Origin of the sequence: Consotaella aegiceratis, assembly GCF_036541425.1 — a bacterium.
GTDB classification, from domain to species: domain Bacteria; phylum Pseudomonadota; class Alphaproteobacteria; order Rhizobiales; family Rhizobiaceae; genus Consotaella; species Consotaella aegiceratis.
Window position 1 is genome coordinate 1 of record NZ_JAZHFT010000036.1, and the last position, 24,131, is coordinate 24,131.

The following is a 24,131-nucleotide window of genomic DNA, read 5'->3' on the forward strand; positions in this document are numbered from 1 at the left end:
TGGCTCAATCGCAATCGACGGCTTGCCAAGGACTTCGAGCAGACCATCGCATCTGCCAATGCATGGCTGTTCCTCGCCTCGGTCCAACTCCTCGCTCGCCGCGTCGCAAGGCTCGCTAATTCATCTGCTTAGTTTTGAATCGGACACTCATGCTTTGTCACGTCTATAAATAGGAAAAAAGTCCTTGACACCGTGACGGTGCTTGGGTAGAGTTCAGCTACAGTCGAAAAATTGCGGGCGGCGGGGCGGACGGCCTTCGCCGCTTTTTCGTATCCGGAAGCGGAGGCGGATCGCGCGACGGCGGTGGGACGAAGCGGAATCGGTCTGTCGCCTCCAGGCGCCAAATGCACGAATCTGTTTCTGAGGCAATTCATATAGAAACCGGAAACCATTCGGGTTTGCGGCGATGCTTCGTCGATCTGGCGGATCGTGCCGCAGCCTCGGTGGTCTCGTGCGCTCAGGAGAGGCGGGTGAGGAACGTCAAGGACCGGAGCGATGCGCGGAACGACGCGCTGTTGTCCGATCGCCTGCTGGCGGTGCTGACCGTCGAGATGCAGCGGCTCGAGGCGAGCTATGAGGATATCAATCCTAGTTCGCGGCAGGGTTTCGCTTCGAATGAGGTCGGGGCTGCGACGGAGACGGGGGCCGAGGCGGGAGCGGACGTGGCCGTCCAACCGCCGACGTGCGGGCCGATGTCGGTGAAATCGGCCGGGCGCACCACCAAGGCTGGCAAGGCAGTCGGAAAGGCTTCGAGCGGGAAGGCGGCCGCATCCCTCACGAGGGCCAAGCCGGCGGCCGGCGTCGGGGCCGATCTGAAGGCGCGGATCGAGGCGATCGGCCAGATGACGCGGACGCTGGAGAAGCTTCTGGAGCTGAAGCAGCTCGAGGCGTTGGCGATGCGCGGCGCGGACGATGCCGACGATGCCGAGACGCTGCGGTTGCGCGAGGAGATGATGAAGCGTTTGAAGGCGATCGATGCGCAGCGCCTGGACGGCGCCGGTCTGTTCGGCGAGGCCGAGGCGGCCGGCGGCGATCGGGCCGAGGCCGTCCGGTCCGCATGACGAGCGAGCGCGATGCAAGGCGGGCCGCCCTGTGTGGCCTGAGCGAAAGCGAGGCATGGCAGGCGATCGAGCGCGAGATCGCGGCGCAGCCGGCGACCGTATTGCGCGGCGCGCTGCCGGACTGGCCGCGCATCGCACGGGCGCAACAATTGCCGCCGCCGGGCGACTGGCGGCAATGGCTGCTGATCGGCGGTCGCGGCTCCGGCAAGACGCGGGCCGGCGCCGAATGGATCCGGGCCCTGGCGCTGGGCGAGCCGCCCTTTGCCGAGCGGCCGCACGGACGGATCGCGCTGGTTGCCGAGACGCTGGGCGACGCGCGCGAGGTGATGATCGAGGGCGAGAGCGGGCTCAAGGCGATCGAGTTCGGGACCAAGCCGGTGTTCGAGGCGACGCGGCGGCGCCTCGTCTTCGCCAATGGCGCGGTGGCGCAGGTGTTCTCGTCCGAGGATCCGGACGCGCTGCGCGGCTATCAGTTCGAGGCGGCCTGGGGCGACGAACTGGCGAAATGGACCTATGCGGACGCCTGTTTCGACAATCTGCAGCTGGCGCTCAGGCTGGGCGGGCGGCCGCGCGCGCTGTTTACCACCACGCCGCGGCCGCTGCCGTTGCTGAAGCGGCTGATGGCCGAGGCGGGAACGGCGGTGACGCAGATGACGACGGCGGAAAACGCCGCCAACCTGGCGTCCGGCTTTCTCGACGCGATGACCGCGCGCTATGGCGGCTCGCGGCTGGGGCGGCAGGAACTGGACGGACAGCTGATCGAGGAGCGCGAGGACGCGCTGTTCGATCGCGCGACGATCGACCGGCTGCGCGTGCGCGCCGCGCCGGAGATGCAGCGGATCGTCGTGGCCGTCGACCCGCCGGCGACCTCGACCAGGCGGTCGGACGCCTGCGGCATCGTCGCGGCCGGTCTCGCGGCCGATGGAACGGCTTATGTGCTTGCCGACGCGAGCCGGCGAGCAGCGAAGCCCCAGGATTGGGCGCGGGCAGCGGTGGCTCTCTACGAGCGGCTGGACGCCGACCGGATCGTCGCCGAGGTGAACCAGGGCGGCGAGATGGTGGAGGCGGTGATCCGCACGGTGGCGCCGGTCGTGCCGGTCAAACCGGTGCGCGCGACGCGCGGCAAATGGCTGCGCGCCGAGCCTGTGGCGGCGCTCTACGAGCAGGGCAGGGTGCGCCATGCCGGCAGCTTCGCCGCGCTGGAGGACGAGCTGTGCGATTTTGGGCCGGACGGGCTGTCGGGCGGACGATCGCCCGATCGCCTGGACGCACTGGTCTGGGCCGTAACGGCGCTGATGCGGCCGGTCACCGAGCCGCGCGTGCGCGGGCTGTGAGGGGCTGTCCCGATGGGAGCTGGCGATGGAGCTGCCGCCGAAGTGCTTGCAGCGCCGGGGACAAGAGGAGCGAAGACGCATGGTCCCGGCTCATGGCTGGGATGACGACCGCTGGAGATGGCAAGGTAAACCTCGGATGCGACGCGTGAGATCGACCGCGACCTTCGTCCTGTCGTTATCCCGCTTCGCCCTATCGTCATCGCGGCCTTGAGCCGGGATCCATACCTGCAACGCCGCCGCGATGCGATCCGGCGACGGAAATACGAAGGCTCGGCGCATAGCGGCGGCGCCGACCGACCGCGCAGCATCAATTCGAAAGGGACGACTTCATGGGACTGCGATCGAGGATCGCGGCCGCGCTCGGCGTGCGCGCCGAACCGGCCAAGGCTGCCGAAGCACCGCGGCCGGGCGAGACGAAAGCCGTGCCGCTGACCGCCGGCGCTTTCCTGTTTTCCGGAACGGGCGATGGCGCCGCCTGGAGCGAACGCTCCTACCAGAGCCTCAGCCGCGCCGGCTTCATGAACAATCCGGTGGTCTATCGCTCGGTGCGGCTGATCGCCGAGACCGCCGCGGCGATCCCGCTGTTGCTCTACGATGGCACGCGGGAGGTCGAGGCACATGCCATACTCGGCCTGCTGCGCCGGCCCAATGCCGGCCAGGACGGCGCCGGGCTGATCGAAACGCTGTGCGGCCACTTGCTCCTGTCCGGCGACGGCTATCTGGAGGCCACCGCGATCGACGGCGAGCCGAGGGCGCTGCATGTGCTGCGGCCGGACCGGATGCGCATCGTCGAAGGCGCCGACGGCTGGCCCGAGGCCTACGAATACCGGGTGGGCGCGACGCTGCGGAGGATGCCAGCGGAGGGGAGCGCCGATCGGCCGGGGCCGCTCCTGCACATCCGGCTGTTTCATCCGCTGAGCGATGGCGAGGGCTATGCGCCGCTGTCGGCGGCCCAAACGGCGCTCGACCTGCACAATGCGGCGGGGCGCTGGAACAAGGCGCTACTCGACAATTCGGCGCGGCCTTCTGGCGCCCTGATCTACAAGCCCGGCGACGGCGGCAACCTCTCGGTCGACCAGTTCGACCGGCTGAAGGCGGAACTGGAGACGGGCTATACCGGCGCGGCGCGGGCCGGGCGGCCGATGCTGCTCGAAGGCGGCCTCGACTGGAAGGCGATGGCGCTATCGCCCAAGGACATGGACTTCATCGAGGCCAAGAACCAGGCGGCGCGCGATATCACGTTGGCCTTCGGTGTGCCGCCGATGCTGCTCGGCATCCCGGGCGACAATACTTATGCGAACTATGCCGAGGCGAACCGCGCCTTTTATCGCCTGACGGTGCTGCCGCTGATCGCCCGGCTGACCGGCGCGATCGGCGACTGGCTGGCCGGTCATTTCGGGGAGGCGGAGTTCCGGCTCGGCTTCGACGCCGACCGGATCGACGGACTTTCCCAGGAGCGCGAGGCGCTGTGGGCGCGCATCGGAGCCGCCGATTTCCTGACCGAGGACGAAAAGCGCGAGGCCACCGGCTATGGGCCGAAACGGTCGGGCGATGGGCGAGGCTGAACAGACCCCCTCAAAGAGAAAGCGGCGCCGACGGACCGACACCGCTTTCCCGCGATCATCAGAAATCGAGGATCAGGACGAGGACAGGATGCGACCAGACGCACGGCTTGTCAATCACTTAGCAATGGAGGCCGGCTCGCGATGACCCTTCACAACACCACCACGCTGATCATGTGGGGCGCCAAGTTCGCTGGAGCCGTCGCGGGTTCGGCGATTTCGGTCGTCTATCTTCTGCCGCATGGGCGCCGCGAGGCCGCGGTGCGCTTCGTCACCGGACTGGTGACGGGGCTCGTCTTCGGCACGCCGGCCGGGCTGGCCCTGGCCGAGCATCTCGGCGTCGGCCGGCTGCTCTCTCCCGGAGAGGTCGCCATGATGGGCTCGGCAGCTGCCAGCCTGTGCGCCTGGTGGGCCCTCGGCATCCTGTCGCGGTTTGCCGACCAGGTGTTTCGGACCCGCTCGGACGCAAGCCAGGATCGGAGTGGACGATGACCGGCGCGCTGCTTGCCAAGAGCGGAGCTTCGCAGCTCCAGGGCATCGTCCGGGGTTATGCCAGCCTCTTCGGGCGGACCGACCAGGCTGGCGACCGGATCGAGCGGGGCGCGTTCGTCGCCTCTCTGGCACGGCGCGGGGCGGCGGGCGTGCGCATGCTGTGGCAGCACGATCCGAGCCAGCCGATCGGGGTCTGGACGCATCTTCGCGAGGACGCAACCGGCCTCTTCGTCGAAGGGCGCCTGACGCTTGCCAGTGCCCGCGCCCGCGAGGTGGCGGCGCTGATCGCCGCGCGCGCCGTCGACGGCCTGTCGATCGGCTTCCGCACCCGACACGCCCGACGCGGCGGCGCCGGGAGCAAGCGCGTCCTGACCGAGATCGACCTTTGGGAGGTCTCGATCGTCACCTTCCCCATGCAGAGCGAAGCCCGCCTCGCCAGGACGTGAGGCGGATCGCAGCATCGCACCGATGTTTCAGCAACCCGACAAGCACAAGGAGGCTATATGCCGGAGATCAATCTGAATGCGCCGGAGACGAAGGCGCCGACCACGCCGTCGAACGAGGCAGGCCAGGCGTTCGATCAGTTCATGGCGGTGCTGGAGAGCTTCCGGCAGGCCAATGACGAACGGCTTGCCGAAATCGAGAGCCGCATGAGCGCCGACGTGCTGTCGGAGGAGAAGGTCGACCGCATCGGCCGCGCTCTCGATGAGCACGAGCGGCGGCTCGAGCGGCTGACGCTCCGCCAGATGCGGCCCGCTCTGGAGGCCGGCGGCGAGACGCGGGCCGCAGTGCCGTCGGACCATCGCCAGGCCTTCGACGCCTATATCCGCGGCGGCGACGAACAGCGGCTGCGGCGCATCGAGGAAAAGGCGATGTCCGGGCTTACAGGGGCCGATGGCGGCTTCCTGGTGCCGGAGGAGACGGAGACCGAGATCGGCCGCCGTCTCGCCGCGATTTCTCCGATCCGCTCCATCGCCTCGGTGCGCATGGTCTCGTCCTCGGTTCTGAAAAAGCCGTTCGCCGTGAGCGGGGCGCAGACCGGCTGGGTGGCGGAGACCGACGCGCGGCCCGAGACCAGTGCGCCGCAGCTGGCCGAGCTGAGCTTTCCGACCATGGAACTCTATGCCATGCCGGCGGCGACCAACGCGCTGTTGGACGATTCGGCGGTCGATATCGACCGCTGGCTCGGCGAGGAGGTGGAACAGGCCTTCGCCGCGCAGGAAAGTGCCGCCTTCGTCAACGGCGACGGCAACTCCAAGCCCAAGGGTTTCATGACCTATCCAACGGTCGACGAGAGCGCCTGGACCTGGGGCAAGGTCGGCACGGTCGCGACGGGGGCGGACGGCGCATTCCTGGCCAATACGGCGGCCGACAGCCTGATCGATCTGGTCTATGCGCTGAAGGCCGGGTATCGCCAGAACGCCAGCTTCGTCATGAACCGACGCACCCAGGCCGCGGTGCGCAAGCTGAAGGACGACGACGGCGCCTATCTCTGGCAGCCGCCGGCGGGTGCTGGAGCCCGCGCCACGCTGATGGGCTTCCCGATGGTGGAGGCCGAGGACATGCCCGACATGGCGGCCGGCACCAAGGCGATCGCCTTTGGCGACTTCGCCCGGTTCTATCTGGTCGTCGACCGGCAGGGCGTGCGGGTGCTGCGCGATCCCTATTCGGCCAAGCCCTACGTCCTCTTCTACACGACGAAGCGGGTCGGCGGCGGGGTCCAGGACTTCGACGCGGCGAAGTTCCTCGACTTCTCCGCCTGACGCGATTTCGGGGCCATCCCACGGAGGCCGGGCGGAGACGTCCGGCCTTTCCTTTTGCCGAAGAGAGGAAACGACATGACCATCGTCGATCTCGGGACCGACCTCGACGAGCCGGTGAGCCTGGCCGTCGCCAAGGGCTGGTGCCGCATCGAGAACACCGACGAGGACGACCTCGTAGTGGCTCTGATCCGGGCGGCGCGTCAGGCGATCGAGGCGGCGACCGGCCTGGTGCTCGTGCGTCGCGGCTTCCGCCTCTATGTCGATCCGGTGCCGAGCACCGGCTGGATCGAGATCGCGCGCCAGCCACTCGTCGCCGTCACCTCGCTCGTCGCCTATGACGGAAGCGGCGAGCCTGTTTCGTTCGGTCTCGACGAAGTGGTGATCGGGCGGGCACTGGGGGTGGAAGCCTTGCGCCTTTCCCCGGCGGTTCGCGCGGCAGCCACCAACGGTGTCGAGGTGGAGTTCGAAGCAGGATTTGCCGCCGGTACAGTGCCGGAGCCGCTGTGTCTGGCGCTCAAGCAGATCGTGGCGACGTCCTATGAGGTTCGAAGCGCAGTGCATCCGGCCGCTCAGCCGGCCATCGTGCCGGCGTCGGCGGCGGCGCTGATCGCCTCCTATCGCCAGGTTCGGCTCTGATGGGGACGCTGTTTCTCGACCCCGGCCTGCTCGGCAAGCGGGCGAGAGTCCTGCGAATGGACCTGGTGCCCGATGGCATGGGCGGCGGTGCGCCGAGCTGGAGCGAGGTGGCGGAGGTATCCGTCCACGTCGAGCCGGTGAGCGTCGCGAGCCGCGAGGTTTTCGGTCAGCGAGAGGCGACGGTCACGCATCGGGTGACCTGCCGCTTTCGCAACGACATCGATCGCGGGATGACATTCGCTCTCGGAGATCGGTGGCTGACGATCCTGTCGATCCACGACCCCGACGAGAGCAGCCGCTACCTCGTCTGCCGCTGCGAGGAAGAAACGTGAAGCTGAGTGTGAAAGCGGCCTTTCGGGCAACGCGCCTGCGCGCAAGAATTCCGGCACTGGCGGTGGCCGTGTCGGTCGCTAGACGCGGTGACTGGGACGATAGCGGCCTCGGCCTGAGGGGCGGCTTGCCGAAGACGTCGTCATGGCGAGCGATCGGTCGGCTGCCGGTCCCCGATGTCCCGCCGGCACCGGACGAGCGATCATAAATATTTGATTCTAATGTGGAACGAGCGGCGGCAAGAATGTTTAACGGGGTGGATGACAAGCTGCATCGGTCGCGCCATATTAACAAGGTAAATGCCGCGTGAACGCCAACGAGGAGGTGTTGCGATGACCCATCCAAGCTCCGAGCTTCAGACCAGCATCTTCCAGGCGCTGACGTCCGATCCCGGCGTTCTGTCTCTGCTGGGCGGCCCCAAGGTGTTCGACCGGACGCCGGAGCGGGCGAGCTTCCCCTACCTTACCCTGGGTCGCACGGCGGTAATGGACTGGTCCACCGGCACCGAGGACGGGTCGGAACACATTCTGACGCTGCATGTCTGGGCGCGTGGCGGCGGCAAGAAGGAAACCTACGAGATCATGGACAAGGTGTCCGCCAAGCTGCACGGCGCCCATCTGCCGGTGGAGGGGCACCATCTGGTGAACCTGCAGCTGCAATATGCCGAGGCGCGGCAGGAGCCGGATGAGCCGACCTATCATGGTATCCTGCGCTTCCGCGCGGTGACGGAGCCGCTGGCCTAGGTTCGGCCTGTCGGCATCCGCCGACGCTTCCATACAGATTTGATCGAAGGGCGGTCCGCGGGGCCGCCCTTTTTCGTTTCTGCGCAACGCCTGCAGAGGAGACATCATGACGGCACAACGAGGCAAGGACCTGCTGTTGAAGCTCGTTCCCGACGGTGGAACGGATTTCATGACCGTGGCCGGGTTGAGGACGCGGCGGATCGCCTTCAATGCCGAGACGGTCGACGTGACCGATGCCGAGAGCGCCGGCCGTTGGCGCGAGCTGCTGGGCGGCGCCGGCATTCAGCGCGCCGCGCTGTCGGGGGCGGGCATCTTCAAGGACGCGGCATCCGATGCGGCGGTCCGCCAGCTCTTCTTCGACAGTCGCATCGTGCCCTTCCAGGCGATGATCCCGGATTTCGGCACGGTGACCGGCCCGTTTCAGGTGACGGCCCTGGAATTCGCCGGCGAGCACAATGGCGAGGTCACCTTCGAAATGACGCTGGAATCGGCCGGCGCGCTCGACTTCGTGGCGGCTTGACCATGGCGGCGAACCGACGGCGCGGCGAGGTGGCCGCAACGATCGACGGGCGTGAGCGCATCCTTTGCTTGACGCTAGGCGCGCTGGCCGAGCTGGAGGATGCCTTCGCCAACGACACGATCGCCGAGTTGGCGACCCGTTTCGGCTCTGGCCGGCTCTGTGCGCGGGATCTGATCCGCATCATCGCCGCAGCCTTGCGTGGTGGGGGTGAGCCCGTTTCCGACGCCGAGGTGGCGGCCATGCGGATCGATGGCGGAGCGGCGGGGGCCGCGGCGATCGCGGCGGAGCTGCTGACCGCCGCCTTCGGCGCGACGAGCGAAGCGGAGCGCGCATCCGCAAACCCTTGAACGCCGCATCGGCCTCCGGCGCGAGTGAGCTCGGTGCGGCCTTTCCGTGGGACGAGGCCATGTCCGCCGGTCTCGGACTGCTGCGTCTTTCGTCCAAAGACTTCTGGGCGATGACGCCGTGCGAACTGGCCCAGGCCTTGGCCTTCTTTCTGCCGGACCCCCTGGCGCCGCTCGGCCGCCCGGCGCTCGACGACTTGATGCGGCGATTTCCCGACATGCGAGGTGAGTGATGGAACCGGACGACACGATGACCGTGGCGATCGAGGCGGACACGAGCGGTTTCGAAAAGGCGCTCGGCGACCTGACGATCCGGGCGGACGCTTTCGGAACGGCGATCACCAGCGCGCTCAAGGGCGCGGTCAGCGGCGGGCGGTCGTTCGAGGGCGTGCTGAAGCAGCTGGCGCAACGGCTGTCCTCGATCGCGCTGAATGCGGCGCTGAAGCCGCTCGACACCGCGCTATCCGGCCTCCTGCAGGGTCTTCTCGGGGGCCTGAGCGGGCTGTCGGGAACGAGCGGCACGACCGCCTCGATCCTGCCGTTCGCCAAGGGCGGCGTGGTGGCTTCGCCCACCTACTTTCCGACTGCGCGGCGGATCGGACTGATGGGTGAGGCGGGCGCGGAAGCCGTTCTGCCGCTGAAACGTGGTGCCGACGGCACGCTCGGCGTTTCGGCGCCGGCAGCCGGGCAGGGCGGATCGTCGATCGTCTTCAACGTGACGGCCAGCGACGCGGCGAGCTTTCGACGCTCCGAGGCGCAAGTCCAGGCGATGCTGGCGCGCGCCGTGGGCCGTGGCCGGCGAGGGATCTGAGCCATGACGATCGCATCCTTCAGCGAGGAGCGCTTTCCGCTGCGGATCGCGTTCGGCACAAGCGGCGGCCCGGAGCGGCGCACGGACATCGTGCGGCTGTCGACCGGATATGAAAGCCGCAACCAGCGGCAGCGCCATGCGACCCGGCACTACGACGCCGGTTCGGGCGTGAAGAGCCTGGCCGACCTAGCAGTCGTGCTCGATTTCTTCGAGGCAAGGCGCGGCCAATTGACGGGCTTCCGCTTTCGCGATCCGTTCGACCATCGGTCCACGCGCTTCGGAATGGCGGTGACGCCGTTCGATCAGTCGATCGGGACGGGAGACGGCACCACCACGGTCTTTTCGTTGACGAAGACCTATGGAGAGGGCGAGGGCGCCTATGCCCGGCCGATCGAGAAACCCGTCGCGGGAACCGTGCGCGTCGCCGTAGCCGGGACTGAAATGTCCGACGGATTCCAGGTCGATGAGACCACGGGAACGGTCTTCTTCGATGAAGCGCCACTTGATGGAGCCGCGATCACCGCGGGCTTCGAGTTCGACGTGCCGGTGCGCTTCGACCTCGATCAGATCACCGTCAATCTCGCCGCCTTCGAGGCCGGCGAGATACCGTCCATCCCGCTGGTGGAGATCCGCCCGTGAGACCTGTTCCGGCATCCTTGGCCGCGCATCTCGCCGGCCAGTCGACGACGCTCGCCAACTGCTGGCGCCTAAGCCGTCGAGACGGGATCGTCCTGGGGTTCACCGACCACGACGAGCCGCTGACCTTCGACGGCACGACCTTCGAGGCCGCGACAGGCCTCTCGGCGGGCGAGGCCGAAACCGAGATCGGCCTGTCGGCGGGGACCCAGGAAGTGGAAGGCGCGCTGTCGTCGCTGGCGATCGATGAAGCCGACATCCGCGCCGGGCGCTATGACGGCTCGCGCATCGAGACCTTCGCCGTCAACTGGCTGCAGCCCGACGATCATCTCCTCGTCGGCGTCGCCGAACTCGGTGAGGTGAAGCGGGACGGCACGGCGTTCAGCGCCGAACTGCGCGACATCACCGCGGCGCTCGACCGACGGCGAGGCCGGATCTATCGCCGGCGCTGCGATGCGGTGTTCGGCGATGACCGTTGCGGCATCGATCTGACGGCAGCGGGCCTGTCGATCGCCGCCGTCGTGCTCGAAGCGCGCGGCGGCTGGTGCCGCATCGGTGGGCTGCCCGACCTCGAGGCCGAGCCGTTCGGCTATGGTCATGTGGCATGGACGAGCGGCGCCGCTGTCGGACTGCGCGCCGCAATAGCCAGCTTCACGCTCGGCGGAGAAGCCGGGCAGGCCGAACTCGCGCTGATCGATATGCCGGACGTCGAGATCGAGACCGGCGACCAGCTCACGATCTTTGCCGGCTGCGACAAGAGTTTCGCGACCTGCCGCGACCGCTACGCCAACGGCCTGAACTTTCGCGGCTTTCCGCATCTGCCCGGCACCGACGCGGCGCTCGGCATCGCCAAGAAGGACGCCGTCAACGACGGCTCGCCGGTGGTCCCGTGAGCGAGGCGACGCGCCGGCGGGCGCTTTCGATCGCGCGCACCTTTTGCGGCACGCCCTACCGCCATCAGGGCAGCCGCAAGGGCGTCGGCTGCGACTGCCTTGGCCTGATCCGCGGCGTCTGGCGGGAGCTCTATGGGCAAGAGGCCGAGGCTCCCGGCGCCTATTCCGCCGATTGGGCGGAGACGGGCGGCCGCGACCGGCTGTTGGAAGCCGCACGCCGACATCTGCGACCCTTGGAAACGGCCGAAGCACAGCCGGGCGACGTGCTTCTGTTCCGCTGGCGCCGCGTCGCGCCGGCCAAGCATTGCGGCATCATCGACGACGGCGGCCGGCTGTTCCATGCCTACGAAGGAGCGGCCGTGGTGTCGTCCGTCCTGACGCCCGGCTGGTCGCGCCGTATCGCCGGCGCTTTCTCGTTTCCCGACCCGACAGAGGCCTAACCTCATGGCGACCATTCTCCTGCAAGCGGCCGGCGGGCTCGTCGGTGGCCTGATCGGCGGTCCCTTCGGCGCGATCGCCGGGCGTGCGCTCGGAGCGCTGGGCGGTGCCGCCATCGACAACATGCTGTTTTCCCAGACCCGCTCGGTCGAGGGGACGCGGCTGACCACGAGCCGCGTCGTCGAGGCCGACGAAGGTGCCGGCGTGGCACAGCTCTTCGGCACGGCGCGGATCGCCGGCCAGGTCATCTGGACGACGCGCTTTGAGGAAACGAGTGAGACCGAACGCCAGGGCGGCAAGGGGGGAGGCGGCGGCGTCGAGGTCACCACCTACAGCTATTTCGGCAATGTCGCGATCGGCCTCTGCGAGGGGCCGGTGGCTGGCATCCGACGCGTCTGGGCCGATGGCGAGGAACTGGATCTCACGGCGGTGACCTGGCGGCTCTACGCTGGCACCGAGGAACAGTTGCCGGACCCGCTGATCGAGGCCAAGCAGGGGGAAGGCAACGCGCCGGCCTATCGGGGGCTGGCCTACATCGTGTTCGAGCGGATGCCGCTGGAGCGCTGGGGGAATCGCATTCCGCAGATCGCCTGCGAGGTGATCCGGCCGGTGGGCGATCTGGAACGCCGGATGACGGCCGTCGCGCTGATCCCCGGCGCGACCGAACACGGGCTCGATCCCGACCCGGTGCGCGAAACGCTCGACGAGGGCGAGGACGAGGTCCTCAACCGCCACTGCCTGCACGGCGTCAGCGATATCGAGGCCTCACTGGACGAATTGCAGGCGCTCGCACCGGCGCTCCAACGGGTGGCGCTGGCCGTCGCATGGTTCGGCACCGATCTGCGCGCCGGCCACTGCCAATCGAAGCCGGGCGTCGAAACGCGCCTGCGCGACGAAAGCGAGACCTGGCGGGTCGGCGGGACGGAGCGCGGCGACGCTCATCTCATCTCGACCAAAGATGGCGGGCCGGCCTATGGCGGAACGCCGTCGGACGCCGGTGTCGTCCGCGCGATCCGGGATTTGGCGGCGCGCGGCCTGGCGGTCACATACTATCCGTTTCTGTTGATGGATATCCCACCGGGCAACGGGTTGGCCGACCCCTATGGCGCGGCCGAGCAGGGCGCCTATCCCTGGCGTGGGCGCATCAGCCTCGACGTTGCGGTCGGCGAAGCGACCTCGCCGGACGGGACCACGGCAGCCGACGACGCGATCGCCGCCTTCATCGGCACGGCCGATGTCGACGACTTCTCGCTGTCCGGACGCACGGTTTCCTATCACGGGCCGGACGAATGGTCCTATCGCCGAATGATCCTGCATCAGGCGCATCTCGCCAAGGCGGCCGGTGGTGTTGCGGCCTTCGTCATCGGGTCGGAGCTGCGCGGCCTGACCCGTATTCGAGGAGCAGAGGGCAATTTCCCCTTCGTCGACGCCCTGATCGCGCTGGCGGAGGCTGTGAAGATGGTGCTGCCGGAGGCCCTCGTCACCTATGCCGCCGACTGGAGCGAATATTTCGGCTATCAGCCGGCCGACGGCTCGGGCGACGTCTTCTACAATCTCGATGCGCTCTGGGCGTGCTCGGCGATCGACATGGTCGGCATCGACAACTATCTGCCGATCGCCGACTGGCGGACTGTCGATTGGTCCGACGGCGGACCGGATGCCATCCCGTCGCCCTACGATCGGGATGCTCTCCGGGCCGGCATTCGCGGCGGCGAGTGCTATGACTGGTACTATGCAAGCGACGAGGACCGCCGACAGCGCCGGCGTACCCCGATCACCGATGGGGAGGCCGCAAAGCCTTGGGTGTTTCGCGCCAAGGACCTCTGGAACTGGTGGGCCATGCCGCATGTCGAGCGGCGCGGCGGCCTGGAACTGGGCGAGGCGACCGCCTGGGCGCCGAAAGGCAAGCCGATCTGGTTCACCGAACTCGGCTGTCCCGCCGTCGACAAGGGTGCGAACCAGCCCAACGTGTTCGTCGATCCCAAATCGGCGGAAAGTGCTTTGCCGCACGCTTCCAGCGGGGCCGAGGACAGCTTGGCGCAGCGCCGTTTTCTCGAGGCGCATCTGGCGTTCTGGAATCCGCAGGCGGATGGCTTCGAGGCTGCCGACAACCCGGTTTCGCCGGTCTATGGCACGCGCATGGTGGAGCCGACCGCGATCCATCTCTGGGCCTGGGACGCCCGGCCCTATCCGACCTTTCCCGATCGAACCGACATCTGGAGCGACGGTCCCAACTGGCGGCGTGGCCACTGGCTCTCGGGCCGGTTCGGCCGCGCGCCGCTGGGGGATCTGATCGCCGAGCTTCTCAGCGCGCACGGGTTCGCCGATTTCGATGTCGGCGCGGTCGACGCCGAGGTCGCAGGCTATCTGATCGACGGCCCGGTCTCGGCACGGGCGGCGTTGGAGGATTTGCTGACGCTGACCGGGACGGTTGCTTATGCGAGCGGCGATCGGCTGGTGTTCCGATCGCTGCGCCGGGCCGGGTTGGCCGATCCGATTGCCGGCTACGTCGATGCGGACGAGACGCCGATCGTCGAATATCGCAGGGCGCAGGCGGACGAACTGCCGGACGAGATCGTCGTCGGGTTTTCCGACCCCTCGCGGGACTATCAGACCGGGGCTGCCGACGCACTGCTTGCGGGGACCGACCATCCGCGCCAGGAGACGGTCGAACTGCCCGTCGTGCTTGGCGAAGGCGAGGCGCGCCGCCTGGCCGCATCGGTGCTTGCCGACCGGCTTGGGGCCAGAGAAAGTGCGCGGTTCGCGATCTCGCCGGCCGAGATCGGCCGTGAAAGCGGCGACGTCGTCAGGCTCGACGGGCGGGCCGGCGACTGGCTGGTGACGCGGATCGAAACAGGTCTGTCGCGCCGGCTGGAAGCGCGCCGCCTGCCGGAACGGGCCTACGAAACGCGCGACACGACGGCCGATCTTCCGGCGCCGCGCACGAAGGCACCCGCCGTTGCGTCGCGGCCTCTGGTTCATTGGCTCGACCTGCCGCTCATGGAGGGAGGCGAGCCAGAGAGTGCCGCGCGGATCGCGATCCATGCCGTGCCCTGGGTGCCTTATGCCGTTCAGGCGTCCGCCACCGGTTCGGACTATACGACACGCCTGATCCAGGCGCGCCGGGCCACCGTCGGAACGTTGGTCGAGTCCCTGGAGGCGGGACCGGAAGGGCTGATCGACCGGGCCAATCGGATCGTCGTCGATCTCAAGCGCGGCGCGCTGTTTTCGATTACCCGCGAACAGCTGTTGGCCGGCGGCAATCTCTGCGCCGTCCGGAGCGGCGGCGCCGACTGGGAGGTGCTTCAGTTCGAGACGGCGGAGGAGGTGGCGTCGATGCGCTTCGTTCTGTCGGGCCTGCTCAGAGCTCAAGGCGGGACCGAGGATGCCATGGCCGTGGGGGCATCGGCAGGCAGCGCCTTCGTTCTGCTGGACGAGGGCACGGCAGCGCTCGACCTCCGCACCAGCGAGATCGGCCGGGAGATCTACTGGCGGGTCTTGCCTTCCGGCCGGCCGATCGAGGCCGCGACGCGGGTCGAGGCGGTCACGAATCTCGGCAGCCGGGCGATGCTGCCGCTGTCGCCCGTTCATCTGTGTGCCACGTTCGCGGCGGACGGAGCCGTGACGATCACCTGGCTGCGGCGGACACGGATCGGCGGCGACCGCTGGGAGGGTCTCGACGTGCCACTCGGCGAGGAGGACGAGCGCTATGCGCTAACGCTTTCCGACGAGGTCGGACGAACGCTGTCGCTGGAGACGGCAACGCCTCGTGCGGTGGTCGACGCGGCGGACCAGATCGAGGCCTTCGGCGCCCTGCCGGTCCGCCTGTCCGCCACCGTCTCTCAGGTCAGCGTCGGCTACGGAGCCGGAACGGCTCGGCGCCGCTGGTTCGATCGCCAGAACTGACGACTAACCCAGACGAGACGACCAACCCAGACGAAAGGAGACAGGGATGGACGCCAAGAAATGGTATGAATCGAAGACCATATGGGGATCGCTGGTGGTCCTCGGCTCGTGCGTTCTCGGCCTCTTCGGGCACGAGATCGACGCGGCTTCGGGGGAGGCCTTGACGGTGGCGCTCACCAACGGCGCGGCTGCTGTCGGAGCGGTCGTTGCCATCGTCGGCCGGTTGAGCGCCCGCACGACCATCGGTTGATGGCGGTGGGGTGCGGTTCCAGGACGCGCCCACCGTTCATTCGACATTCAGCGAGATCGCGATACAAAGACAGGAGTTTGAACTCAGGTCACTCATGACGAACCGTCTCGCAAACAGGACTATCGGGTTGGCCTGGGCGCTCTGGGCCGCCCTCCTTCTGGTCTCCGCGCCCGTCGCGGCGGCGCCGCGCCAAGTGCCTCCTCCGGCCGCCCATCCCATCCTCGGTTACGGTCCCGACGCTCGGATGGAAAACCGGGCGCCGGCCGGCAGGCCGATGCTGGTGGCCGAAGGCGACTGCTCCGGTGCGGCGGCCAAAGCGCGCTCTCAGACCGGCGGCCAGGTGCTTTCGGTACAAAGCCGGCAGCAGGGCGGACGCACGGTCTGCGTGGTGACGGTCCTGGTGCCCAGTCCGGACGGCGGACGGCCGCGCAAGACGACCATCACCGTACCGCAGTGAGGGGCCGCGGACCAGGATTGCCGCTGGCCGACGGGAGCGAACGAACGTAGGCGGACCGGAGTTTGACGGCTGTTGCCGCCGAGTAGAGGGGACAGGGATGCGGATCCTCGTCGTCGAAGACGATCACAATCTCAATCGCCAGCTGAGCGAAGCGCTGATCGGCGCCGGCTATGTGGTCGACCGCGCCACCGACGGCGAGGAGGGGCATTTCCTCGGCGATACCGAGCCCTACGATGTCGTCATCCTCGATGTGGGCCTGCCCGAGATGGATGGGATCAGCGTGCTGGAGCGCTGGCGCCGCGACGGTCGCACGATGCCGGTGCTGATCCTTACCGCGCGGGACCGCTGGAGCGACAAGGTGGCCGGCATCGATGCCGGCGCGGACGACTATGTCGCCAAGCCCTTCCATATGGAGGAAGTGCTGGCGAGAGTGCGGGCGCTGATCCGGCGCGCCGCCGGCCATGCCTCCTCCGAGATCCTGTGCGGGCCGCTGCGGCTCGATACCAAGGCCTCCAAGGTCACGGTCGACGGCACGCCGCTGAAACTCACGTCGCACGAGTACCGGCTGCTCTCCTATCTGATGCATCATGCCGGGGAGATCGTCTCGCGCACCGAGTTGATCGAACATCTTTACGATCAGGATTTCGATCGCGATTCCAATACGATCGAAGTCTTCGTCGGCCGTCTTCGCAAGAAGATCGGCGTGGATCTCATCGAAACCGTCCGCGGGCTCGGCTACAGGATACGCAATGCGGATCAGACCGTCTGATTCGCTCACCGGCCGGGTCGTCGGTCTCTCCACCTTATGGGCCGTCGCCGCGCTGATCGTGATCGGCGGCCTGATCTCGACGCTCTATCGCGAAGCCGCGTCCCGCGCCTTTCAGGACCTGCTGGTCGCCCAGCTCTACAACCTCGTCAACAGCGTCGGCGCGACGCCGCAGGGCGTTCTTGAAGGCGCGCCGGACCTCGGCGACCTGCGCTATCTGCAGCCGCTCTCCGGCTGGTATTGGGAGGTGATCCCGGCCAGCGACAACACCAGCGGCCGGCTGGCGTCGCGATCGCTCGGCATTGCCAAGGTCGCCGCCGTTCCGGTCGGCGAGGCGCCTTTCGGAGAACAGTACCGCCGGCAATATCAGGTCGAGGGTCCCCGCGGGGCGACGCTCCAGGTCGTGGAGACGGAGGTTCTGCTCGACAACGACAATCACGTCGCCCGATTCCGCGTGATGGGGGATACGGCGACCTTCGGCACCGACGTCGAGCAGTTCAACGAGCGCCTCATCCTCTATCTCGGCATCTTTGGCTTCGGATCGACGCTGATCAACGCGTCGGCGATCCTGTTCGGCCTGCGGCCGCTGGGGCGCGTCCGCCGTGCGATGTGGGATGTCCGAACGGGGCGGGCCGAGCGGCTTCATGGCGAGTTCCCGGCCGAGATCCGCCCGCTGGCCGGCGAGCTCAACGCGCTTCTCGACAGCAACCGCCGGATTATCGAGCGCGCCCGCACGCAGGTCGGCAATCTGGCGCATTCGCTGAAGACGCCGATCGCAGTTCTGATGAACGAGGCCGGCGCCATAGGCGGGGACAAGGGGCGTCTGATCGCCGAACAGGGCGAGGCGATGCGCGTGCAGGTGCAGCATCATCTCGACCGTGCGCGAGTGGCGGCACAGAGCAAGGGAACGACGTTTCGCACGCCGGTGCGCCCGGCGCTGGAACGGCTTCTGCGCGTCGTCGCCAAGCTCAATCCGGAGCTCGGTGTCGAACTCGACATGGACGGCGCCGACGAACTGGTCTTTGCCGGCGAACAGCAGGACTTCGAGGAGATCATCGGCAATCTTCTCGAAAACGCCGCCAAATGGAGCCGGGGCGACATCCGCCTGGCGGCCCGCGCCATCTCCGCCACTGCCTTTACGGTCGAGGTCGACGACAATGGCCGCGGCCTTTCCGAGACCGAGATGGCCGAGGTGATGAAACGTGGCCGCCGTCTCGACGAAGCCCGTCCCGGCAGCGGACTGGGACTCTCGATCGTCGCCGACACGGTTGCGGAATATCGCGGCTCCTTCGCGCTCGGTGTCTCCGACCTTGGTGGACTGCGCGCTAAGGTTACCTTGCCGCGAGCCCTTGGCGAGGACGTTTCCTGAGATATTATTTGGCTCGGCGACGCGCCTTCTGCTCCCGGCGGGCGGCCGCGCAAGCGGCAAAGGACGTCATGCTCGGAAGGGGTAAATGCGTAAGTTTCTGAATGCGGCTCTCATTGTCCTGACGACTGGTGTGCTCGGCGGCTGTTTGACAAGCGGCTCGGAGCTGGGCCCGCTGGATGCTGGCGCGGCATCGCTCGGCGGCGGATTGATTGGGCAGATGCCGGGGGGCGGCCTGCCCGAGGATGTGCGACGCAGCGCGCTCGACGCCGAATTCCAGGCGCTCGAATTCGCGCCGGCCGGCCAAGCCGTGCCGTGGCAAGCGGGAAGCTATCACGGCGAGGCGATTCCGACACAACTCTATCGCGTCGGGTCGCAGGATTGTCGCGGTTATAGGCAAAAGGTCACACGGGGCTCGCAGACCGTCGAGCAGATTGGCACCGCTTGCCGCACCGAGGCCGGTGCGTGGAAGCTCGTTGTATGATTCAGATCATAATCGTTCCACATTAAGCGGTGTATCTCACGTTGAATTCCATGGCCTCGTAGTCAGGATTTCTGCTAGAGCGGCGTCGGCGCGTCTCGCCCTTGCGCGAACCCGGCAGGACGAGGCGGCGCAATGATCGAAGCCGGTCCTTGGCTTCGATCGGGGACCAAGAGACCACGGACGTCATGCTGTTTTGGTTCATTGCCGCAGGCCTGACCGCGCTTTTCACGATCATCGCCTTATGGCCGCTGTTGCGACGCACGACGAGTGCGGCGCTTGCGCAAGCCGATCTGGATGTCGAGGTCTACAGTTCGCAGCTCTCGGAACTGGAAAGCGACCTCGCTCGCGGAACGATCACCTCCGACGAGGCGGAGACCGCCAAGGCCGAGATCGGCCGACGGCTGCTCAAGGCGGCGCGGCGGGCGGACCGCGAGTCGACGGTGTCGCACGCGCGCCAGTGGAAGGGAGCGGCGGTGTCTGCCATCGGCGCCGCGATCGTCATTCCCGTCGTGACCGTCGGCCTCTATCAGATGATCGGCTCGCCCGGCATGCCGGACGTTCCGTTGGCGTCGCGTCGCGGCGACGCACCGACCGACACCGGCGTGTCGTCGCTGGTGGCGCATGTCGAGGAGCGGCTGAAGGCGGCTCCGGAGGACGGTCGCGGCTGGGACGTGATCGCGCCAGTCTATCTGCGGCTGAACCGCCCAGCCGACGCGGTGACCGCCTTCCGCAACGCGATCCGCCTGCTCGGCTCCACGGCGATGCGCGAGTCGGGGCTGGGCGAGGCACTGACCCGAGTCGCCGGCGGCGAGGTGACGGACGAGGCACGGGCCGCCTTCGATCGAGCTCTGGCGCAGAACGAGGATTTCCTGCCGGCTCGCTTCTTCGTGGCGCTCGACATGGCGCAGGAGGGCAGGGTCGCAGAATCCATCCCGGCGTGGCGCTCCCTGCTGAAGGACAGCCCGCCCGACGCGCCCTGGAATTCCATGGCGCGGGAGGCCCTGCTCGCCGCGGAGATGGAGGCCGGCGGGGATCAGCCGATCACGGCCCTGCAGGATGTGCCCTCCGATCCCGAACAGACCGCCGCGACGGACGAGCCATCGGGTCAATCCGGCGCCGTCGAACCGGCTGCTCCAGTGCCGGACAGCCAGGCCACGCCAGGGCCGACCAGCGCCGACATGGCCGCGGCGGCCGAATTGTCGCCCGACGATCAGAAGGCGATGATCGAGGGTATGGTCGCGCAGTTGGCCCAGCGTCTGGAGGATTCGCCCAATGACGTCGAGGGCTGGAAGCGGCTGATCCGTTCCTATAGCGTGCTCAACGATGCGAAGCGCGCCGAGGCGGCTTACGACCGCGCCGAGCAGGTGTTTCCGGAGGGCTCGGAAGAGCACACCGAAATCGCCGCGCTGGCGCGTCAGCTCGGGCTGGGCAGCCCGGAGGAGACCAACACACCATGACACGCAAGCAGAAGCGTCTCTATTCCATCGGCGGTATCCTGATCGTCCTGGCGGCGGCGGCCGGCCTCGTGCTTTCGGCGCTGTCCGATTCCATCGCCTTCTTCATGTCGCCGTCCGATATCGTCGCCCAGGCTCCCGGGCCGGGCCAGCGGGTGCGGCTGGGCGGACTGGTGGAAGAGGGCTCGGTCGAGCGCGGCGCCTCACAGACGGTCCGCTTCCGCGTCACCGATACGGTGGAAGCGGTCCAGGTCACCTATACCGGTCTTCTTCCCGACCTGTTTCGCGAAGGGCAGGGCGTCGTGACCGAGGGTACGCTCGGTCCCAACCACGTGTTCGTCGCCGACTCCGTGCTCGCCAAGCATGACGAGAACTACATGCCGAAGGAGGTCGAGGACGATCTGAAGAAGCGCGGTCTGTGGCGCCATATGGAAGACCAGGCCGAGGCGCCCGAACCGAGCCAGCCTGCGCAGCAGGTGGCCGGAGCCGGCTCATGATTGTCGAGACCGGCCACTATGCACTGATCCTGGCACTCGGTCTGGCGCTCGTTCAGTCGGTGTTGCCGCTGGTCGGCGCGCGGCTTGGCGAGGTGCGGCTGATGGAATCCGGTACGAGCTGCGCGATCGGCAGTTTTCTGCTGATCGCGTTGGCCTTCGGGGTGCTGATCACCGCCTATGTCACATCCGACTTTTCCGTCCTCAACGTCTACGAAAACTCGCACTCGCAGCAGCCACTGCTCTACAAGTTCACCAGCGCATGGGGAAACCACGAAGGATCGATGCTCCTTTGGGTGTTCATCCTGGGCCTGTTCAGCGCCCTGGTCGCCGTGTTGGGCCGCGGCCTGCCACAGAGCCTCAAGGCGACCGTCCTTTCGGTCCAGGCCTGGATCATGGTCGCCTTCCTGTTGTTCATCCTGATCACCTCCAATCCGTTCGCCCGCATTTCTCCGGTGCCGTTCGAGGGCCGGGATCTCAACCCGATCCTGCAGGATATCGGCTTGGCGATGCATCCGCCCTGCCTCTATCTCGGCTATGTCGGCTTTTCGGTCGCCTTTTCGTTCGCCGTCGCGGCACTGATCGACGGGCGCATCGACGCGGCCTGGGCCCGCTGGGTCCGACCCTGGACGCTGGGCGCCTGGATCTGCCTGACCGTCGGCATCGCCATGGGCTCCTATTGGGCCTATTACGAGCTCGGCTGGGGCGGCTGGTGGTACTGGGACCCGGTGGAAAACGCCTCCTTCATGCCGTGGCTGTCCGGCACGGCGCTGCTCCATTCGGCGCTGGTGATGGAAAAGCGGTCGGCGCTGAAGATCTGGACGATCCTCTTGGCGATCCTGACCTTCTCGCTGTCGCTGATCGGCACCTTCCTGGTGCGCTCCGGCGTGCTGACCTCGGTGCACGCCTTTGCCACCGATCCGTCGCGCGGCGTCTTCATCCTGGCGATCCTGATGACCTTCATCGGCGGCTCGCTGGCGCTCTTCGCCGCGCGCGCCGGGACGTTGGAGACCGGCGGCCTGTTCGCACCGATCTCCCGCGAGGGCTCTCTCGTCTACAACAACCTGTTCCTGACGACGGCGACGGCGACGGTGCTGGTCGGAACGCTCTATCCGCTGCTGCTCGAGGTGCTGGGCGGCGCCAAGATCTCGGTCGGCGCGCCGTTCTTCGACCTCACCTTCGGGCCGTTGATGATTCCGCTCCTGATCGCGGTGCCGATCGGGCCGCTGCTCGCCTGGAAGCGGGGCGATCTCTGGGCGGCGACCCAGCGCCTTTATGCCACCGCCGCGCTGACGTTGCTCGCCGTCATCGTAACGCTCGCCGTCACGTCCGGGACGCGGGTTCTCGCCGCGCTCGGCGTTGGGCTGGCCGCCTGGCTGATGATCGGCAGCCTCACCGACATCGTCTTGCGGACGGGATTGCCGCGCGCCGCGCCGGGCGTCGCCTGGCGGCGATTGATCGGTCTGCCGCGCTCGGCCTTCGGCACCATGTTCGCGCATTTCGGCTTGGGCGCGACCGTGCTCGGCATCATCGCGGCGACCGCGTTTCAGACCGAATTGGTGACCACCGTCAAACCGGGCGAGACATTGGAAGCCGGCGGCTATTCGCTGCAGTTCCAAGGCATGACGCCGGGCAACGGCCCGAACTACACCGAGGAGGTCGGGCGTTTCGTGGTGTCGCGGGAAGGCCAGGAGGTGACCACCCTGGAGCCGGCCAAGCGCGTCTACAACGCCAGCCAGATGCCGACCACCGAATCGGCGATCCACACCCAACTTTTCTCGCAGCTCTACGTCGCGCTGGGCGATGCGGATTCCAATGGCGGCGCGGTCGTCGTGCGCGTCTGGTGGAAACCGCTGGTGACGCTGATCTGGGGCGGCGCCTTCATCATGGCCTTCGGCGGCATGGTCTCGCTGGCCGATCGGCGCCTGCGCATCGGCGCGCCGGCCCGCAGCCGGCGCCGGGTGACCGGGCAGGGGGCCGGGGCGCGGGCATGAGACGGACATTCGCTGCGGCGCTTTTTCTGGCCGTTATGTTGGGCGGAACGCCAAGCCTGGGCGTCTTGGCGCCTGTCACGCCGGCCTTCGCCGTCCAGCCGGACGAGATGCTCGCCGATCCGGCTCTGGAGGCGCGGGCGCGCGAGATCTCCGAAGGGCTGCGTTGCCTGGTGTGTCAGAACCAGTCGATCGACGATTCCAATGCCGACCTCGCCAAGGATCTGAGGGTGCTGGTCCGTCAACGCCTGACGGCGGGCGACAGCGACGAGGAAGTCCGCGACTATCTGGTCTCGCGCTACGGCGAATTCGTGCTCCTGAAGCCTCGGTTCGAGGGACAGACGCTGCTCCTCTGGTCGATGCCGATCGTGATCCTCCTGGCCGGTGCGGTCTTTCTCGTCTTCGCCGCCCGCGGCCGATCGCGCAACAAGCCGGCCGCGGGTTTGACCGCCGACGAAGAGGCGGCCATTGCCGACGTGATGAACCGTCGCCGACCCTCGTAGCGGGGGGGGGGGCGGTGTTTCGGTTCGGCCGTTGGGCGGAACGATCAGGCGCCGTCCAAAGAGCCAGGGAGAACAATGGGCCGGCGGGGCGTGCTGGCGCCATAGAGTGATCTGACGACGTTTCGGCAGTGCCTCAGGGACAATCGGAAGCGAAACGAGGTTGCGTCGCCAGGTCGCGGCGGTCAGGGCTCGGCATTCGTTCCTTTCATCTTCGAGTCGTTCTAGAATAGAATCGATAATTGGAACGATGGGAGGGCGTGATGCGACTGACGCGCCACACCAACTATGCCATCCGGCTCCTGATGTACTGTGCGGCCAACGACAGTGGTCGTCTGAGCCGCGTCGGGGACATTGCGAAATCTTACGGCGTCTCCGACTTGTTCCTATTCAAGATCCTGCAGCCGCTGGTGGAAGCCGGTATGGTGGTGACCTTGCGGGGCCGCAAGGGCGGCATCCGGCTGGCGCGACCCGCCAGCGAGATCACCTTGCGGGACGTGGTTGCCATCACTGAGGAGAGCTTCGACCTCTCCGAGTGCTTCGAGACCGGCGTTGCCGACTGCCCACTCGTCGACAGCTGCACGCTCAACTCGGTTTTGCATGAGGCGCTGGACGCCTTTCTGGGCGTCCTTGGAAGCTACACGATCGAAAATCTGGTGCAGGAAAAGGGCTCGGTCCGCGAACGGCTCGGGCTCGACAAGGCCCCCGGCGATCTGCCGCATGCTTCGGCCCAGGAGGCGGTTCCGGCCTGAGGGTCGTCTGCTCGATCGGCCGTCTTCGGCCAATATCGCGCGCGCCGATATCGCGCGCGATTGGGCGCACGAAAAACTCGGATTCGATAGGCTGCAAAAACCGGCAGCCGACCACGTTTGCGTGATGATGGCCCCTGCACGAGCCCGG

At 67.5% G+C, this 24,131-nt stretch carries 27 protein-coding genes and 1 pseudogene; all 28 read left to right on the forward strand.

Features of this window, described 5'->3' with window-relative positions; translation table 11 throughout:
- A pseudogene (locus tag SMD10_RS19430) lies at window positions 1-132 on the forward strand (IS5/IS1182 family transposase); the annotation flags it as partial.
- 338 nt (window positions 133-470) lie between these two features.
- Window positions 471-1,061: a hypothetical protein gene (locus SMD10_RS19435; protein ID WP_331687392.1), complete on the forward strand. Its 591-nt coding sequence runs from the start codon at window positions 471-473 to the stop codon at window positions 1,059-1,061.
- The gene (locus SMD10_RS19440; protein ID WP_331687393.1) at window positions 1,058-2,395 is read left to right on the forward strand and encodes a DNA-packaging protein; all 1,338 of its coding nucleotides are present in this window, start codon (window positions 1,058-1,060) and stop codon (window positions 2,393-2,395) included. Before SMD10_RS19435 ends, SMD10_RS19440 begins: the two co-directional genes overlap by 4 nt.
- Before the next feature lie 329 nt (window positions 2,396-2,724).
- Window positions 2,725-3,960 (forward strand): phage portal protein, encoded by a 1,236-nt coding sequence (locus SMD10_RS19445; protein WP_331687394.1) that lies wholly within the window; start codon window positions 2,725-2,727, stop codon window positions 3,958-3,960.
- A gap of 141 nt (window positions 3,961-4,101) precedes the next feature.
- On the forward strand, window positions 4,102-4,449 hold the full coding sequence (locus tag SMD10_RS19450) for a DUF6107 family protein (RefSeq protein ID WP_331687395.1): 348 nt from the start codon (window positions 4,102-4,104) through the stop codon (window positions 4,447-4,449).
- Window positions 4,446-4,895, forward strand: a complete 450-nt coding sequence (locus SMD10_RS19455) for an HK97 family phage prohead protease (protein WP_331687396.1) — start codon at window positions 4,446-4,448, stop codon at window positions 4,893-4,895. Before SMD10_RS19450 ends, SMD10_RS19455 begins: the two co-directional genes overlap by 4 nt.
- Window positions 4,896-4,952: 57 nt before the next feature.
- Entirely contained in the window at window positions 4,953-6,212 is a 1,260-nt protein-coding gene (locus tag SMD10_RS19460; protein ID WP_331687397.1) for a phage major capsid protein, read from the forward strand.
- A gap of 75 nt (window positions 6,213-6,287) precedes the next feature.
- Window positions 6,288-6,848: a head-tail connector protein gene (locus tag SMD10_RS19465; RefSeq protein ID WP_331687398.1), complete on the forward strand. Its 561-nt coding sequence runs from the start codon at window positions 6,288-6,290 to the stop codon at window positions 6,846-6,848.
- Entirely contained in the window at window positions 6,848-7,180 is a 333-nt protein-coding gene (locus SMD10_RS19470) for a phage head closure protein (protein ID WP_331687399.1), read from the forward strand. Before SMD10_RS19465 ends, SMD10_RS19470 begins: the two co-directional genes overlap by 1 nt.
- Before the next feature lie 330 nt (window positions 7,181-7,510).
- A complete protein-coding gene (locus tag SMD10_RS19475; protein WP_331687400.1) occupies window positions 7,511-7,921 on the forward strand; it encodes a DUF3168 domain-containing protein in 411 nt (136 codons plus the stop codon).
- Between the two features lie 106 nt (window positions 7,922-8,027).
- A complete protein-coding gene (locus SMD10_RS19480; RefSeq protein ID WP_331687401.1) occupies window positions 8,028-8,441 on the forward strand; it encodes a phage major tail protein, TP901-1 family in 414 nt (137 codons plus the stop codon).
- Between the two features lie 2 nt (window positions 8,442-8,443).
- The gene (locus tag SMD10_RS19485) at window positions 8,444-8,788 is read left to right on the forward strand and encodes a gene transfer agent family protein (protein WP_331687402.1); all 345 of its coding nucleotides are present in this window, start codon (window positions 8,444-8,446) and stop codon (window positions 8,786-8,788) included.
- Between the two features lie 59 nt (window positions 8,789-8,847).
- Window positions 8,848-9,018, forward strand: a complete 171-nt coding sequence (locus SMD10_RS19490; protein ID WP_331687403.1) for a rcc01693 family protein — start codon at window positions 8,848-8,850, stop codon at window positions 9,016-9,018.
- Between the two features lie 17 nt (window positions 9,019-9,035).
- Window positions 9,036-9,596: a phage tail tape measure protein gene (locus tag SMD10_RS19495; protein ID WP_331687436.1), complete on the forward strand. Its 561-nt coding sequence runs from the start codon at window positions 9,036-9,038 to the stop codon at window positions 9,594-9,596.
- A 3-nt stretch (window positions 9,597-9,599) separates the two neighbouring features.
- A complete protein-coding gene (locus SMD10_RS19500) occupies window positions 9,600-10,235 on the forward strand; it encodes a DUF2460 domain-containing protein (protein ID WP_331687404.1) in 636 nt (211 codons plus the stop codon).
- Window positions 10,232-11,125 carry a DUF2163 domain-containing protein gene (locus SMD10_RS19505; protein WP_331687405.1) on the forward strand — a complete coding sequence of 298 codons (894 nt, stop codon included), beginning with the start codon at window positions 10,232-10,234 and terminating at the stop codon, window positions 11,123-11,125. The genes SMD10_RS19500 and SMD10_RS19505 overlap by 4 nt, the downstream gene beginning before the upstream one ends.
- Window positions 11,122-11,565, forward strand: coding sequence for an NlpC/P60 family protein (locus SMD10_RS19510; protein WP_331687406.1), 444 nt, complete (start codon window positions 11,122-11,124; stop codon window positions 11,563-11,565). Before SMD10_RS19505 ends, SMD10_RS19510 begins: the two co-directional genes overlap by 4 nt.
- A gap of 4 nt (window positions 11,566-11,569) precedes the next feature.
- Window positions 11,570-15,469: a baseplate multidomain protein megatron gene (locus tag SMD10_RS19515; RefSeq protein WP_331687407.1), complete on the forward strand. Its 3,900-nt coding sequence runs from the start codon at window positions 11,570-11,572 to the stop codon at window positions 15,467-15,469.
- A gap of 46 nt (window positions 15,470-15,515) precedes the next feature.
- Window positions 15,516-15,719 carry a hypothetical protein gene (locus SMD10_RS19520; protein ID WP_331687408.1) on the forward strand — a complete coding sequence of 68 codons (204 nt, stop codon included), beginning with the start codon at window positions 15,516-15,518 and terminating at the stop codon, window positions 15,717-15,719.
- 94 nt (window positions 15,720-15,813) lie between these two features.
- Window positions 15,814-16,176: a hypothetical protein gene (locus SMD10_RS19525; RefSeq protein ID WP_331687409.1), complete on the forward strand. Its 363-nt coding sequence runs from the start codon at window positions 15,814-15,816 to the stop codon at window positions 16,174-16,176.
- Window positions 16,177-16,273: 97 nt separating this feature from the next.
- The gene (locus SMD10_RS19530; RefSeq protein ID WP_331687410.1) at window positions 16,274-16,945 is read left to right on the forward strand and encodes a response regulator transcription factor; all 672 of its coding nucleotides are present in this window, start codon (window positions 16,274-16,276) and stop codon (window positions 16,943-16,945) included.
- The gene (locus SMD10_RS19535) at window positions 16,926-18,311 is read left to right on the forward strand and encodes an ATP-binding protein (protein ID WP_331687411.1); all 1,386 of its coding nucleotides are present in this window, start codon (window positions 16,926-16,928) and stop codon (window positions 18,309-18,311) included. The genes SMD10_RS19530 and SMD10_RS19535 overlap by 20 nt, the downstream gene beginning before the upstream one ends.
- Window positions 18,312-18,396: 85 nt before the next feature.
- Entirely contained in the window at window positions 18,397-18,792 is a 396-nt protein-coding gene (locus tag SMD10_RS19540; protein ID WP_331687412.1) for a hypothetical protein, read from the forward strand.
- Between the two features lie 149 nt (window positions 18,793-18,941).
- Window positions 18,942-20,249: a c-type cytochrome biogenesis protein CcmI gene (ccmI, locus tag SMD10_RS19545; RefSeq protein WP_331687413.1), complete on the forward strand. Its 1,308-nt coding sequence runs from the start codon at window positions 18,942-18,944 to the stop codon at window positions 20,247-20,249.
- A complete protein-coding gene (gene ccmE, locus SMD10_RS19550; RefSeq protein ID WP_331687414.1) occupies window positions 20,246-20,743 on the forward strand; it encodes a cytochrome c maturation protein CcmE in 498 nt (165 codons plus the stop codon). The genes ccmI and ccmE overlap by 4 nt, the downstream gene beginning before the upstream one ends.
- Window positions 20,740-22,734, forward strand: a complete 1,995-nt coding sequence (locus SMD10_RS19555; protein ID WP_331687415.1) for a heme lyase CcmF/NrfE family subunit — start codon at window positions 20,740-20,742, stop codon at window positions 22,732-22,734. The genes ccmE and SMD10_RS19555 overlap by 4 nt, the downstream gene beginning before the upstream one ends.
- Window positions 22,731-23,234 (forward strand): cytochrome c-type biogenesis protein, encoded by a 504-nt coding sequence (locus SMD10_RS19560; RefSeq protein WP_432757278.1) that lies wholly within the window; start codon window positions 22,731-22,733, stop codon window positions 23,232-23,234. The genes SMD10_RS19555 and SMD10_RS19560 overlap by 4 nt, the downstream gene beginning before the upstream one ends.
- A gap of 260 nt (window positions 23,235-23,494) precedes the next feature.
- Entirely contained in the window at window positions 23,495-23,983 is a 489-nt protein-coding gene (gene rirA / locus SMD10_RS19565) for an iron-responsive transcriptional regulator RirA (protein WP_331687416.1), read from the forward strand.
- The last annotated feature ends 148 nt before the right edge of the window (window positions 23,984-24,131 follow it).